This window comes from Phaeobacter sp. JH204B, assembly GCF_048055755.1.
GTDB classification, from domain to species: domain Bacteria; phylum Pseudomonadota; class Alphaproteobacteria; order Rhodobacterales; family Rhodobacteraceae; genus Phaeobacter; species Phaeobacter bryozoorum.
On sequence record NZ_JAYMXF010000030.1, the window covers coordinates 141706 to 156109 of the forward strand.

The window sequence follows — 14404 nt, forward strand, 5'->3', positions numbered from 1 at the left end:
CCATGAGCATTACCCCAAGCCGTTTTCTGGCGCATGTCACGCAAGCCGGTGTCGCCATGCCCCCGGTTCCGGCGGATCACACCCGCCATATTGCCACCATCCAGACCAGCAATGACGCGGCATCCGGCGTTATTCTGACCTGCGAAATCGACGCGGGCGGCGAAACCTATAAGGTGACGCCCGCCCAGACCATCACCGAAGGCGACGCCCGCGCCAGCATGGTCGGCCCCGGCACGCTCTTGGCTGGTGACGTGCTGCGCTTTGTTGCCAGCGATGATGCCGCCCTTGATGTCTGGGTCAGCTATCACGACCGTACGGTCGCAGAGGCGGTGCCAGAATGAGACGCGTTGTCGGACATGACGGCGCGCTGAGCAGCCCGCTGCTGTCGCTTGGCAGCGCAGGTCAGGCCGGGGGCGCTGGCAGCGTCTTTGATCCCGAATATGTGCTGTCCACAGGTCTGCGGTATCGCGGCAGCTATAAGTTCAGACAGGTGCCGGGATCGCCCACCACCAAAAATATTGCTTGGATGGCTCTTGCGCCAACCAGCGAAACCGCCTGCCGGGTGATCACCTTTTCCTACGATCAATCCGGCTACAATTCGGGTGAATATGTCCTCAGTTATGACCTGCAAAACCCGCGTGACCTGACGGACCCGGCCAACTCGACAATCAGCTACATCACCAAGGCTGACTTCTACGCTGTGACGGTCAGCAGTGATGCGCGGATGTTGAAGGTCAGTCTGGATGGCCGGTTCATCGTGGACCGGGCGTTGCAGGTCTATGAAATGACAACGCCTTGGGACGTGACCACTCTGGCGCATGTTCCGGCCCGTTCCAGCCCCGGTGGCATGTTGTCGGGTCACGACACGGATGTTTCCCCGGATGGCACCATGGTCATGAAACTGACCAAGGACGGGTCAGGCGGTTCCGCCCCGCATTACGTGCACACATGGGCCGCCCCGGCGTGGGATTTCTCCGGGGTGGATCTGGCGACTGAGGGCGACACGAAGGTGCTCTACGCGGGCAATAGCACGAGCTTTGGTCTGCGATTGCACAACAACAACGTGTTCACCGATGCCGCTCAGACCTTCTATCGCCCGGATGGTGACTGGTCGCAGCCCCCGGACGCGCTTGGGGCCACCCTCTATTTCCATGCTGCTACGGGATCCACGCTGCTCTTTGCACCGCAGGGGGTGATGTACGCCCACGACACCGGCGGCGACTACTCCAACCTTTACGTCCATTACTGAAAGGCAAGCTGATGACACAGCCCCTCTATTCCTTGAATGGTGCGCGCCCGGCCTTGCCACCGGCAAAGCTGCGCCTGCCGAATGGTCGCTGGCGGACTGCCCCCTACACCGAGGCGGATCTGACGGCTGCGGGATATGCACCGGCCCCGGCCAAACCCGCCTATGATCCGGCCACCGAGCGGCTGGACTGGCAGGATGGCAACTGGACCGTTGAGCCATTGCCGCCCCGCGATCCGGTCTACCGCCCCCTGACCAAGCTGGAAGCCATGACCCTGTTTCGGCACGTCACCGGCATGGATGACGCGGGCGAGCTGGCCATGCGGGAAGATCCCGCAATCAAGCTGCTGTGGATGAAATGGGAAACCGATGTGCCCCAAAGCATCCACCGCGACAATCCGGTTGTTGAACACTTCCTCAGTGGCCTGATCGCAGCGGATTACGCCACCGCCGAACACAAGGCCGCCATGCTGGCCGCCTGGCCGACCGAGGGCTGATCACATGGCCCATTCTTTCCGAACCCAACCAAAGGAGGCTCACAATGCCTGACATGTTTCTTCACGGGGTCGAAGTCGTTCGCATCGACGACGGCCTCCGCCCGATCCGCTCGGCCAAAAGCTCCGTTATCGGGCTTGTCGGCACCGCGCCCGATGCACCCCTCGGCTTTCCCCGTAACAAGCCGGTCCACCTGAAAGGCCCGCGCCACGCCAGTGAGCTGGGCGTCGGCGGCACCCTGCGCGATGCCTATCTGGCGGCCTATCAAAACGGCGCGACCGAGGTGGTCGTGGTGGCCGCCCCGGAAGGGGAAAACGCCGCTGCAACCAAGGCCAATGTGGTTGGCGATCCGACCACCGGAACCGGCGTCTTTGCCCTGGAACATGCCCGCAGCGTTTTGGACATGACCCCCCGGATCACGGCGGCACCTGGTTTCACCTCTGGCCTGCCCGGTGAGGGCGTCAATCCGGTTGTGTCCAATCTCATTACCCTGGCGGAAAAGACCCGCGCCGTGGTGCTGAAGGACGGCCCCAACACCACCGAAGAAGACGCAAAGTTGGACCGGCAGAATTACGGTTCCGACCGTCTGTTCATCATCGACCCATCGGTAACCGCGTTTGACACCGACAGCGCCAGCAATGTGACCCGCCCGGCATCCGGCTATGTTGCCGGGCTGATCGCCAAGAATGACGTCGAAAACGGCTATTGGCATTCCCCGTCAAACAAGATCCTGCGCGGCATCAATGGCACCGCGCGCCCGGTTGGGTTCCACATCAACTCGGCGGCTACCGAAGCCAACCGGATGAACGAGGCCGAAGTCGCCACGATCATCCGCAACAATGGGTTCCGTCTCTGGGGTAACCGCACGACCTCAGCAGATGCGCAATGGGCGTTTCTCTCGGTTGTGCGGACCGCTGATATCGTCGCCCAGAGCATCGCCGAAGCCCATGATTGGGCCATGGATCGTCCTATGTCGGCGCAGCTCATCATGGATATCCGCGATGGTGTTCTGGCCTTTGGTCGGGGCTTGGTTCAGCGCGGTGCCCTTTTGGGTTTCAACTGCTGGATGGACGCGGAACTGAACACCGAGGCCACCCTGAAGGCGGGCAAACTGTATCTGGATTACGACCTGGAGCCGCCCGCCCCGCTGGAACACCTGATTTTCCGGGGCCACCGCAATGGCGCCTATTACGACGACCTGATTTCCGGCGTGAAACAGGCAGCATAGGAGGCTGAACGATGATCCAATACCCCCGCAAAATCCGCAATTTCGGCGCGTTCGTGGACGGGCGCAGCTATTGCGGGCGCGTCACCGAGGGCAAGCTGCCAGAACTGAAACTCCAGCTTGCCAATCATCGCGGCGCAGGCATGGACGGCACCGTTGCCCAGGACATGGGCATGGAGGCGTTGCGCTGTGAGCTGACCCTGGCGGAATGGCCGCCGGAGCTGGTCAAGATGTTTGGTACTCGCAAGCGGCTGACACTGCGCCCCGGCGCGATGGGTGAAGAAGACTTTTCCTCTGACACCTATGTCGCCACCGTTGGCGGTCTGTTCGCCGTCACCAATTTTGCCGACCTCAAGCCCGGTTCTGACGTACCAATGAAGCTCACGCTTGAAGCCGACTATTTCCGCCTGTTGCACGATGGCGAAGAACTGTTCGAGATCGACGTGCGCGCGGGCAAGCGCGTCATCGGCGGCGTTGATCAATTGGCGGCCCTTCGCGCCTCAATGGGTCTTTAAAGCAGCAGTTAAGACCCCTTGAACACCCCGCAGGGCGGCTCATCCGCCCTGCCCTCTCTCCTACTTTTTTGAAAGCCTGACCCATGAGCCAGACCCAAAAACTCAACGCTGTGACCCTGTCCTCGCCCGTTACCATCGACGGCGAAAAGATCACCGAAATCACCCTGCGCCGCCCCTCGCCTGGGGAACTGCGCGGCCTGTCGATGGTGGATATCCTGCGGATGGAAGTGGACGCCATGTTCAAACTGCTGCCCCGTATCACCCAGCCGCCGCTGTCGCCTCTGCAATTGTCCTCGGAGCTGGCGCCGGAGGACTTCACAGAACTGGCGACGAAAACCCTGCTTTTTTTCGCGAAGAAAGAACAGTTGGAGGGGCAGTTTCTGGAACTGGAGGCGAGCCCCTAAAACTGCCCGAATTTGTAGAGGACGCGATGGCGGATATCGCCCTCGTGTTCCACTGGCCCCCGGATGTGATGGACAGCATGAGCATCGAGGAGCTGGCCATGTGGCGGGAAAAAGCGCGCGAGCGATCCGAGGCCCAGAACGGCGCGCAGCAATAGGCTGATATTGGAGTGGGTGGCATGGCCACAGGCGATCTGAACATTGCCCTGATCTTGAAACTGGTCGACCAGGTCTCGGCCCCGGCGCGGCAGGCAACTGCCGCACTGGACAAGATCGGCCACGTCACCGAACAAACCGGGCGCCGTGGTGTGGAATGGGCCAATCAGCAGCTTGAAGCCAACAAGGCGCGCCGCTCTGCCCTGCAAGGCGAGGTTCTGGGGTTGGCCGCATTGGGCGGGACCCTGCTCGGCTTGACCGAACCGGCAATCCAGGCAGAGCGGCGTTTGGCCGAAGTGTCCAAGGTGGTGTCATTCAAGGACGCCAATGGGCTGACTATCCTGCAAACGCAGATCCGCGAATTGGTGACGTCTGGCGGGTTGGCCGCCACCGCCGAAGGCATGACCGATATCATCGCCGCCGCTGGTCGGATGGGCGTGGTAGATGAAAACCTGCCCGATGATGAGAAACGCCGCCAGTTGTTGGAATTTGCAACAGACGCCGCCAAGATGAGTGCCGCCTTTGGCATCACTGCCGACGAGGCCGGAACGGCGCTGGCGCGTTGGCGTCAGAACCTGAACCTGACCCACACGGAAGCCATGGTCCTGGGCGATACCGTCAACCTGCTCGGCAATACGATGGCGACCAGCGAGGCCGACATTCTGGCCGTGATCAACCGGCAAGGCACCGTTGCCAAATCCGCCGGTCTTGCCGCCGATGAAATCGCCGCACTCAGCGCCACATTGCTGGCCGCAGGCGCGGCCCCGGAAGTGGCCGCAACGGGGCTGAAGAACTTCACCAACGCGCTGACCCGTGGCAGCAATGTCACCAAACGCCAGAAGGCTGTCTATAAGGCCCTCGGCTTGGACCCGGTCCAACTCGCAAAAGACATGCAGGACGATGCAACCGGCGCCATCCTGAAGGTGACCAAGTCGTTTGACAGCATCCCGGTTCATCAGCGCAATTCGATGGTCGGCATTCTCTTTGGTGAGGAAGCCAAGGGCGCAATCACCCCCCTGATCACCAATGTCGAGATGTTGGAAACCGCCTTGGCCAAGGCTGCCGATACCGCCAGCCTCCTAGGGCTGATGGAGGAAGAATATAGCCGACAGGCGGCCACCACCTTTGTGCAGCGCCAGCGCCTTCTGGAGTTTGCCAAGGCGATGGCTGTTGTCGTCGGCACTGCCGTTCTGCCGCAGATGAATGAGCTGATGGCCGCGCTGATGCCGATTGTGGCTGCGATGACCGATTGGGCCGCCGCCCACCCCGCTCTGATCAACGGCGTGATGAAAGCGGCACTTGCGCTGTTCAGCCTGCGGGTCGCATCCATTGCCCTGCGCTGGTCGCTGTTCTCGATCCTGCCGGTGTTCCTGCACATCATCCGGGCAGGCAGCGGCTTGCTGATGTTGGCGCCACTTCTGGCGCGTGGATTGCTGGCGCTGTTGAACCCGCTAAAGCTGGTGCGCGGCGCGTTGATCGCGATCCGCTGGGCATTTCTGGCCACCGGCATTGGCGCGCTCCTGGCCGGTGTCGCGATGGCGGGTATCTGGATCTACAACAACTGGTCCGGCCTTGGCGCGTTCTTCACCGGATTCTGGGACGGGTTCCGTGCCGCCCTCGGTCCTGCCGCGCCAATGCTGGACGAAATCATCCAGGCCGCGCGTGATCTTTGGCAGTGGTTTGCCAACCTCTTGGGACCGCTGGACGCCAGCCGCGACGCCTGGACGTCCTGGGGCACCGGTGCCGGGGCCGCGCTTGGTCAAATGGTCGCCTCGCTGTTTGAATGGGACGGCAGCTTAGGCCGGGTCATCGCCTCAGCCGCAGCCCTCTATGCGGGCTTTGCCGCGTTGCGCCTGATCTGGTGGCTGCCCATGGCGCCCATCTTCGCGGCGGGCAAACTGCTGATGTGGGTTGGCAAAGGTCCGCTGTTGTTGCTGCTGCGCGGGGTCAAGCTGCTGAGTGGTGCCTTTGTCCGCCTTGGCGCTCTGGCCATGGCCAATCCCATTGGCCTGGTCATCGCAGCCGTCGCCGCACTGGCCTATGTCGTCTATGACAATTGGGACAAGATCGTCGGCACAGTTACCGAGAAAATAGAACTGGTGCGCGCGGCCTTTGATGAGGGGCTGATCAAAGGGGTGTTCAAGCTGCTGGCGGAGTTCAACCCCTTCACCCTTGCGATAGAGGGCGCCATCGGGCTGGTGGCCTATGTCATGGAGCTGTTGGGCGTGCCGCAGCAGATCATTGCCAAGTTCCGCGAAATCTCTCTCTTTGCCAGCGGTGTCACGTTGATGAAATCGCTCTGGGACGGCATGGCCTCAATCGTGGACCAGGCGGTGACGTTCATCACCAACAAGCTGGCCAATCTCAAGCCGCAATGGTTGACGGATCTGCAAGCCTGGGCCAGCGGCGACAGCCCCACCGCCAAGGCAGCGACCGGCGACGGGCGTGAACGCTCCCCCAGGGCACATCCCCTGAGCGGGCAGCGAGACGCAGGCGGGCCGGTGCGCGCAGGGATGCCCTATCTGGTCGGGGAACGCAGCGCCGAGATCTTTGTGCCCGGCGTATCCGGCAGCATCCTGCCCACGCGGGTTCTGAAGGCGGCAATGGCGGCGACCTCCCTGTCGATCCCGGCGGCCGCCGTCGCAGGCCCCGGCGAAATCCAGCGCCAGATTGACCCGCGCCCGGCCCTGTCGGCGCAAGCTGCCGCACCGCAGATCACCCGCCAGGGCGACACGATCAATATCACCATCGCACCGCCGCAGGGCACCGATGAGGCCGCGATTGCGCGGATGGTGATGCAAGAGCTGAACCGACGGGAAAGCGCGCGCCGCGCCGACTTGCATGACGGATTGGATTACTGATGTTGAGCATGGTCATGATGGCCCTCGGCGGCTTTCGCTTTGGTATGGGCGGGGATTCCTACCAGCAGTTTGCCCGCACCGCCGCTTACCGCTGGGAAAAGGTGAATCGGATCGGACGTGCCCCGGCCCTTCAGTTTACCGGACCAGACGCCGAGGAACTGCGGCTTGAAGGGGTGATTTATCCCCATTTCAAAGGCGGTTTACGGCAGGTCGAAATGATGCGCCTACAAGCCAAAGTGGCCAAGCCCATGATGATGGTCGATGGCCTCGGTTGGGTCTGGGACCGCTGGGTGATCACCCATGTTGAGGAACGCAAAAGCGTGTTCCTGGCCGATGGTGCCCCGCGCAAGATTGAGTTCTCGCTAACCCTGCAAGCTTATGGTCAGGACAACGGCGTCCTGTCCTCATTCCTTGGGGGGCTGTGATGCAGACCTACCGCACCAGCGAGGGCGATATGATCGACGAGATCTGCAAGGATCACTATGGTCGCGAGGACATGACCGTTGCCGTTTATGAGGCCAATCCGGGGCTGGCGCGGCTTGGCCCCATCCTCCCCAAGGGGGTGCTGATCACCCTGCCCGATCCGGCCCCGGCCACTGTCCGTAAGCCGCTGCGCCTGTGGGGCACGTCATGAAAGTCGCCTATCAGATTATCGCCGATGGTGAAGATGTCACCGGCAATTTTGCCGACCGGCTGATCGGCCTGACCGTCATTGATGAGGCGGGCAGCAAATCCGACCGCGCAGAGATCACAGTGGATGACCGCGACTATGCCATCGCCCTGCCTAAAACCGGCGCCGCGTTGCAAATCTCGCTTGGCTTCACCGGCGATCTGGTGGAGATCGGGCGCTTTGTGGTGGATGAGCTGAGCGGCAGCATTGCGCCGGATATTCTGACTATCGGTGCCAAGGCCGCCGATATGCTGAGTGGTATCCGGGCGCGCAAATCCCGGTCCTGGCGTAACGTCTCCCTTGCCGACATCGTGACCAAGATCGCGGGCGAACACGGGCTGAAACCGGTGATCAGCGACAGCCTGAAAGCCCACCGTTATGCGTATCTGGCGCAGACCACCGAAAGCGACCTCAACTTCCTGACCCGTCTGGCCAAGGATCTGGACGCCGTCGCCAAACCGGCGGGCGGCGCTCTGGTTGTCGCCAAACGCGGGGAGAACAAAGCCGCAGATGGCTCTGCCCTGCCGGTGTTTGAGGTGAACCGCGCGCAGATGTCGTCTTGCGATTGGCAACTGAAAGGACGCGGTAAATATGGCTGCGTCATCGTGGAATGGACGGACCTTGGCAGCGCTGAGATCCGCACCTGCAAGGCCGGAGACAAAGACCCCAAGCTGAAGCTACGCCACCGCTACCCAAACGAGGCAGAGGCACAGCGCGCCGCCGACGCCGCCCTATCCCGCACCGCCCGCGCCAGCGGCTCGGTCAATGTTCAGCTCGGCGGCTTCTGGGGCGATCTGATGGCCGAGGCCAAGGTCAACCTGACCGGCATCAAACCCGAGCTGGAAGGCGAATGGTTGATCACCAGCGTCACCCACCGGCTCGGCGCCACACTCACAACCAGTTTCAAAGCAGAACGCGACAACGAGAAGGCCAAGACATGAACGTAAATCTGGACACCGAATGGTATCGCCGGGGCGGCACGCGCAGCTATGTCACCACGCGCGATCTGACCTGGAGCATTGGCAAGAAAGACAGCGGCTGGCTCCTGACCATCCCGGCAGGCCGCGAGTTTGAAAGCTCGGTTCCCGCCTGGCTGCATTGGCTGTTCTCGCCTGACGATCCCTATTTCCTGAAATCCGCCGTCATCCACGACACACTGTTGGAGGAAGGCTACCGCGTGGCCTTTGCCGACAGCCAGTGGTTTGAGGCAGCACTAAGCGAACACGCCCCCGCCCTGCGCACCTGGGCCGCCTATGGCGCCATGCGCGCCCGCCGGTTCTGGAAATGGGCACTACGTATTCCCGCATGAAACCGGGAGGCAAAAGGGCGCTGACGCATCCTTTTGCACGGGGTCTCGCTCTCACACTTGCCCCCGCCGACCAGCTCAAGCTTATGGCCGCCCCCTGCCCTCGCGAGGACACGGCCTCTTTGGAGTGATTCCACTTGGAGCTGCAAGACCAACGCTGTGGTGAATGCCGCAGATTGTTATTCAAAATTGAGCCTGGCGCCCTTAGCGGCACGCTCGCCATCAAGTGCCCCAGATGTAAGGCACACAATAATCTGAGGCCGCAGAGCCCTTTACCCGAGCGCCGAACAGATGAGCGCCTAGGAAAGGAAGGGCAAAATGCCCAAGTTTCGCAACTGGATCACATCCCGACATAGTCCCCCGGAAGAGGCACGCCTTGTGCTGCCTTTGACGGCCGCGTCACAGCCTCAGCTTGACCGGCTAGGGAAATCAGACACGGCCAAACACCCGCTTGCCTTGGCCTGGATTGGCTATCATGACGCCCTCTGGGCCTGCAAAACCTGGCACTACACCAAGACCATGCCAACTGGCAAAACCGTGAAAATCGGCGTCTTTGAAGCCGGGCGTTTCATCGGCGCCGTTGTCTTCTCACGCGGCGCAACCCCGCGTATTGGCTCCCCCTACGGTCTGGAACAGGTCGAGGTCTGCGAGTTGACGCGGGTCGCGCTGGACAATCACAAGGCCCCGGTGACCCAGATCATCAGCGAAGCGCTGGCCATGTTGAAGGCGCTCAATCCCGGCCTGCGTCTGGTGATTTCCTACGCCGCCATTGAGGAGGGCCATCACGGTGGCATCTATCAGGCTGGCAACTGGATCTATGAGGGCTGCGTTGCGTCGCACGCCTTCAAAGATGGTGACAAACTGGTCCATGGCCGCACCATGAGCCTGCGCATCAAGCGCCTTGGCATGACTTACGCCGAATACGCCCAATCGCTTGGGTTCGAACAACTCCCCCGAGTTCACCTCAAACGGCAAAAATACCTGATGCCCTTGGACCGGAAAATGCGCAGGCAGATCGAGCCCATAGCAAAAGAATACCCCGATGCCCTGGCACTAGATGAAAAGGAGGTTCCGGCTTAGGCCGGGGCTCCCGCTACCACAGCAAGAACTTCAAACCCTCATTTGAAACGTCTGCTGCGAACGGCAGAAACGAGCCCATTGTGGCAGCTGCTGCGGGGTGCATGAACGTCTGCTTACCCGGTGGTAGGCCATGCACAGTTTTGACCTGCCCTTTTTCAGGCCACTCGTAATTCGATCCGGTTCTCTATTTGTGAGCCATCATTCGGCAAATCGAGCCTTGCAATCTTAAAGCAAGGCTCGATTTCTACTTAACTCGAAGCATGTTGATCACTAACGTGGCCGTGCTTTCAGATTGAGAGGTTTTGCGGCTCTATTCGACTGCAAAAATGTGATGGACGAATAGAATGGCTCGAGATCTACAAATACACCATTTGCTTCCGCCCAGTCCCTCATAACGCGCTTGCAACTGCGAGCCCAAGACAAAACCTCAATCTTCCATCCCATCTCGTGTAGTCTTTTGATGTCGGCGAAAAAGCCTACTCCTTCTTCCCATCCCGATCCGTCACCGGTCAGCAGAACCAACGTCTCCGGAGGATTAACATCATAGCCCAAACGGAGCATCCTCACTTGAAGCGCTTGATCGACGGCTTGTTCGGTGCCAGTTGCCGCGCCCCGTTCGTAGGTTTCGGGCTCTCTTCCAGTGATTTCCCGAATATGCTCCCAGATAGCGTCTGTTGGAGGCGGAACTGATCCGACGCAAAAGATTTGCTCAACCGGCCTGTTGTCGGCGGCCAAGTCAATTAAATGCTTGAAGTAGATACGAAACTCTTTCTCATGCATTGGTTCGTTTTCTCCACAGACTCGTTGTCCAGAGTGGAAAATGTTGGAGTTATCCCAAATCATGTGAACTCGATTTGTCATATGGTACCATGTTCTTCTGAAAAAATGTAGGTCAGCCTAACTATCGCATTCCACTCCCAGGAATCTAGGGGTCTGTTACGGCTCAGTGCAGAATGACACCCCAAGGCAAGCACCGCTGCCTTAAGTGCATGAAAATAAGAGGTTCGGTTAGCGCATCTTTATCCCAAACGAGGGTTTGCGAGGTTGTTGAAAACGACGCCAAAATGGCCTCTGGTGCGTATCTTAAGCCGGATCGCACACAAAATTACGCAAACGGCGAACGTTTATGACATGTGGAGGGGCTAAAGGTGTCATTTTGCACTCAGCCGGAATCCACCCCATCTATCAAAACGAATACGTTTTGAACGCTTGGGAAATCACAGTTGCTGACGCTTCAGTTCGACGAGTTGACTATCTACTTAGCTGCCCTTGGCGCACCTGCAGCGAAAGCTCAGTCTGTCCCGCATTGTTGCCTTCTGGGTCACTGCCAACATGGGTCCGCAATCGCTGTGTCGGTTCGGTTCCAGCGTTCCGGCACTTTAAATGCCCCTTTTAACACGCTTTAAAACTCTCTGCCGCCCCGCCGTTTTTCAACGGTCTGGGCGGCGAACGTTCAAGTTTGCAACGGGAAGTGTCCCAAAACCGCGGCGCCGGATCTGGGAAGCCGAAGCTCTCGGAGCTGGCTGGGCACCGGGTTTTGGCCTATAAAGCAGGGAAATCATGAAAATGAGTTGCTGCAACGGGAAGTGTCCGAGTTTGCAAACGGAAGTGTCCCGCTACATCTCCCCTTAGCCACAAAATCATCAATTAATACAAACATATCAATAGGTTAATTGTTTCGATCTGCGAAAATGTGAAAAATGTTTACATGCAGGCTTGAAACCGTGCGGGGGCAGTCCGATATTCCATAATGTGAAGCGCATTTACATGGACGCCGAACCTCGCAACGTTAACCTGGAGACCCCGATGACGAGTTACACCTCTACCGCCCCGCACCCGTCCGAACAGGGCTGGTTTTCCCGCAGTGAATCCTGGCTCGACAGCAAAGGCAAAGGCGCCTGGATTGCCGCCATGGTCCTCGGCTTCGTCTTTTTCTGGCCGGTTGGCCTCGCCCTGTTGTTTTACATGATCTGGAGCAAGCGCATGTTCTCGAAATCCTGCACCACACGCCGTAAATCCTGGGCCCGTCATGGCATGTCCGCGATGACCCCGTCCGGCAACAGCGCTTTTGACGCCTACAAGGCCGATACGCTGCACCGGCTGGAGCAGGAACAGCATGATTTCGAAGCCTTCCTGCAACGTCTGCGGGCTGCAAAGGATAAATCGGAATTCGATCAGTTCATGCACGAACGCGCGCTGCAGAACGACGATGAAGCCATCGAAATCGATGATGCAGAGGATGACGCGGACAGCCCGCGCAGCAAGCGTCACTGACCAGCGCCAGCTCCGCCCGCATTGGGCGGGGCCTATCCCGGCGGGAGCGGCCTGGCGCCATAGCTGATGATCAGCCCTCGTGTCAGCCGCCACCCTGGCCAGACGGCCAAACCATGAGCCCGGTTCCCCGCCCCGGTTCTTTCGACCCCGTTATCGCGATAAGGAAGCTTTGATGACCGCCCTGCCCGATCCAGACTACCAGGCTGATTTCTATCAGCTGGTCCCTGCCAAACGTCTGTTTGCCTGGCTTATCGACAGCCTGTTGATCACCGTTCTTGCCAGTATCGCCGTGGTTTTCACCGCCTTTACCGGGCTGTTCATCTGGCCGCTGCTCTATCTGGTGATCGGTTTCATCTATCGTGCTGCAACCATCGCTTCTGGTTCCGCGACCTGGGGCATGGCCGTCGCAGGCATCGAATTGCGCGACCTGTCGGGACGCAAGCTCGACGGCCAGGGCGCCTTGCTGCATACCGCCGGATATACAGTCTCCATGGCCTTCCCGCTGCTGCAGGTGATCTCCATCCTCATGATGCTGATGTCCGCGCGCGGTCAGGGGCTGACGGATGCGGTGATGGGGACCGTCATGCTGAACCGGCGCCGCTGATCTGCCGTCTGGTTCAAGGCGAAGATAGTCAATCTGTAAACCTTAATCCCAACTGGCCTCTTGGCGCAGTGCGATGGCATTGCTATCATTCAAGATAACCCTGTGGCCAGAATGCCCCGATCTGTCAGCGGCTCCGTGATCAGTACTCGGCGCCCGCGCGACACTCGGGGCCATTTGTGCCAAGCCCAAACGGACACCTGACCGCCTGATGCGCCACACTCTGCCGATTGCCCCACAGTTCTACGTGACTGCGCCGCAGCCCTGCCCCTATCTGGCAGATCGGATGGAGCGCAAACTGTTCACCGCCCTGCAGGGCGATGGTGTCGAACAGCTCAACAACAGCCTGTCGCAGCAGGGATTCCGCCGCTCGCAGAATGTTCTGTACCGGCCATCCTGCTCCGATTGCTCCGCCTGCCTGTCTGCCCGGATCAATGTCGCCGCCTTCACCGCCAGCCGGGGGCAGAAACGCACGTTGAAGCGCAACGCCGGGCTGGATCGGCGCGCGACCTCTCCCTGGGCAACCGAAGATCAATATACGCTGTTCCGCAACTACCTCGACAGCCGGCACGCCGATGGCGGCATGGCCGATATGGATGTCTTCGAATATGCCGCCATGATCGAGGAGACGCCCATTCGCAGCCGCGTCGTCGAATATATCGACCGCGACAGCAACGCGCTGACGGCGGTGTCGCTGACCGATGTGCTGGAGGATGGGCTGAGCATGGTCTATTCCTTCTATCGGCCCGATCTGCCGCAGAACTCGCTCGGCACCTTCATGATCCTGGATCACATCGACATCGCGCGCGAGGCCGGGCTGCCCTATGTCTACCTGGGCTATTGGGTGCCAGGCAGCGCCAAGATGGGCTACAAGGCGAAGTTCACCGGGCTTGAAGTCTATCATCGCGGCGCCTGGCAGCCGATGACCGATCCCGACGCCTTTGATGACACGGCGCATCCGCTGTCGACCGATCCGATTGCGGAACAGGTCGCTAATATTCACCTGCCGGAATCGCGCAGCCACAGCAGGTAACCCAATGCAATCTCTTCATGCCGTGACGCTGATTGTCCCGGACTACGACAGCGCGATCGCGTTTTACTGCGGCACCCTCGGATGGCAGCTGGCCGAAGATGTCGATCAGGGGCGCAAGCGCTGGGTCCGGATCCTGCCGCCGGGCGCCCGTGAGGGCAGCCTGATCCTGGCCCGGGCCGACAGTGGTGCTCAAAAGACCATCATCGGCAATCAATTTGGCGGCCGCGTCGGATTGTTCCTGCACACCAATGACTTCGCCCGAGACCATGCCGCCATGCTGGCCGCGGGCGTCACCTTCGACGAAGCACCCCGCCATGAACCCTACGGATGGGTTGCGGTCTGGCGCGACCCGTTCGGCAACCGCTGGGATCTGCTCCAGCTCACCTGAACCGCAGGGCGCCGGTCCCATTCGGCACCGCCCCTTCAGCTGCCATCGGCAAACGGCTGCATGGCCAATCTTCTGGCGTCAAATATCCCGGGGTGAATGCGCCGCATGGCGCAGAGGGGCAGCGCCCCTGTTTCTGCTTTCGCCCCGGTGCCG

The 14404-nt window shown here is 60.3% G+C and carries 19 protein-coding genes; 18 read left to right on the forward strand and 1 reads right to left on the reverse strand.

Going from position 1 to position 14404, the window contains the following annotated elements; genetic code table 11:
• Positions 1-2: 2 nt before the first annotated feature.
• From VXL81_RS17095 to VXL81_RS17160, 14 genes are all read left to right on the forward strand, one after another.
• On the forward strand, positions 3-341 hold the full coding sequence (locus tag VXL81_RS17095; protein WP_416555356.1) for a hypothetical protein: 339 nt from the start codon (positions 3-5) through the stop codon (positions 339-341).
• A complete protein-coding gene (locus tag VXL81_RS17100) occupies positions 338-1249 on the forward strand; it encodes a hypothetical protein (protein WP_416555358.1) in 912 nt (303 codons plus the stop codon). The genes VXL81_RS17095 and VXL81_RS17100 overlap by 4 nt, the downstream gene beginning before the upstream one ends.
• 11 nt (positions 1250-1260) lie before the next feature.
• Entirely contained in the window at positions 1261-1743 is a 483-nt protein-coding gene (locus VXL81_RS17105) for a hypothetical protein (RefSeq protein ID WP_416555360.1), read from the forward strand.
• Between the two features lie 44 nt (positions 1744-1787).
• Complete coding sequence (locus tag VXL81_RS17110) at positions 1788-2969, forward strand: phage tail sheath C-terminal domain-containing protein (protein WP_416555362.1); 1182 nt, start codon at positions 1788-1790, stop codon at positions 2967-2969.
• Positions 2970-2980: 11 nt separating this feature from the next.
• Positions 2981-3481 carry a phage major tail tube protein gene (locus VXL81_RS17115; protein WP_416555364.1) on the forward strand — a complete coding sequence of 167 codons (501 nt, stop codon included), beginning with the start codon at positions 2981-2983 and terminating at the stop codon, positions 3479-3481.
• 83 nt (positions 3482-3564) lie between these two features.
• Positions 3565-3885 carry a phage tail assembly protein gene (locus VXL81_RS17120; RefSeq protein WP_416555365.1) on the forward strand — a complete coding sequence of 107 codons (321 nt, stop codon included), beginning with the start codon at positions 3565-3567 and terminating at the stop codon, positions 3883-3885.
• Between the two features lie 26 nt (positions 3886-3911).
• Entirely contained in the window at positions 3912-4040 is a 129-nt protein-coding gene (locus tag VXL81_RS17125; RefSeq protein ID WP_081698684.1) for a GpE family phage tail protein, read from the forward strand.
• A 21-nt stretch (positions 4041-4061) separates the two neighbouring features.
• Positions 4062-6899 (forward strand): phage tail tape measure protein, encoded by a 2838-nt coding sequence (locus VXL81_RS17130; protein ID WP_416555367.1) that lies wholly within the window; start codon positions 4062-4064, stop codon positions 6897-6899.
• Positions 6899-7324 (forward strand): phage tail protein, encoded by a 426-nt coding sequence (locus VXL81_RS17135; protein ID WP_051338946.1) that lies wholly within the window; start codon positions 6899-6901, stop codon positions 7322-7324. Before VXL81_RS17130 ends, VXL81_RS17135 begins: the two co-directional genes overlap by 1 nt.
• Complete coding sequence (locus VXL81_RS17140; protein ID WP_311199243.1) at positions 7324-7533, forward strand: tail protein X; 210 nt, start codon at positions 7324-7326, stop codon at positions 7531-7533. Before VXL81_RS17135 ends, VXL81_RS17140 begins: the two co-directional genes overlap by 1 nt.
• A complete protein-coding gene (locus tag VXL81_RS17145; protein ID WP_416555370.1) occupies positions 7530-8510 on the forward strand; it encodes a contractile injection system protein, VgrG/Pvc8 family in 981 nt (326 codons plus the stop codon). Before VXL81_RS17140 ends, VXL81_RS17145 begins: the two co-directional genes overlap by 4 nt.
• Positions 8507-8878: a DUF1353 domain-containing protein gene (locus VXL81_RS17150; RefSeq protein WP_260079469.1), complete on the forward strand. Its 372-nt coding sequence runs from the start codon at positions 8507-8509 to the stop codon at positions 8876-8878. Before VXL81_RS17145 ends, VXL81_RS17150 begins: the two co-directional genes overlap by 4 nt.
• A gap of 134 nt (positions 8879-9012) precedes the next feature.
• A complete protein-coding gene (locus VXL81_RS17155) occupies positions 9013-9231 on the forward strand; it encodes a Com family DNA-binding transcriptional regulator (RefSeq protein WP_102849295.1) in 219 nt (72 codons plus the stop codon).
• Positions 9194-9955, forward strand: coding sequence for a protein Mom (locus tag VXL81_RS17160; RefSeq protein ID WP_254682474.1), 762 nt, complete (start codon positions 9194-9196; stop codon positions 9953-9955). Before VXL81_RS17155 ends, VXL81_RS17160 begins: the two co-directional genes overlap by 38 nt.
• Positions 9956-10225: 270 nt before the next feature.
• Here VXL81_RS17160 and VXL81_RS17165 read toward each other — a convergent pair whose 3' ends face one another.
• Positions 10226-10798 (reverse strand): NYN domain-containing protein, encoded by a 573-nt coding sequence (locus tag VXL81_RS17165; RefSeq protein ID WP_416555373.1) that lies wholly within the window; start codon positions 10796-10798, stop codon positions 10226-10228.
• Between the two features lie 963 nt (positions 10799-11761).
• Between VXL81_RS17165 and VXL81_RS17170 the strand changes: the two genes are divergently transcribed.
• The 4 genes from VXL81_RS17170 (at position 11762) to VXL81_RS17185 (ending at position 14251) form a co-directional block, all read left to right on the forward strand.
• The gene (locus VXL81_RS17170; RefSeq protein ID WP_416534228.1) at positions 11762-12229 is read left to right on the forward strand and encodes a DUF2852 domain-containing protein; all 468 of its coding nucleotides are present in this window, start codon (positions 11762-11764) and stop codon (positions 12227-12229) included.
• A 172-nt stretch (positions 12230-12401) separates the two neighbouring features.
• On the forward strand, positions 12402-12833 hold the full coding sequence (locus tag VXL81_RS17175; RefSeq protein WP_340545903.1) for an RDD family protein: 432 nt from the start codon (positions 12402-12404) through the stop codon (positions 12831-12833).
• A gap of 208 nt (positions 12834-13041) precedes the next feature.
• Positions 13042-13863 carry an arginyltransferase gene (locus VXL81_RS17180; RefSeq protein WP_416555375.1) on the forward strand — a complete coding sequence of 274 codons (822 nt, stop codon included), beginning with the start codon at positions 13042-13044 and terminating at the stop codon, positions 13861-13863.
• 4 nt (positions 13864-13867) lie between these two features.
• Entirely contained in the window at positions 13868-14251 is a 384-nt protein-coding gene (locus VXL81_RS17185; RefSeq protein ID WP_416534230.1) for a VOC family protein, read from the forward strand.
• Positions 14252-14404: the final 153 nt, after the last annotated feature.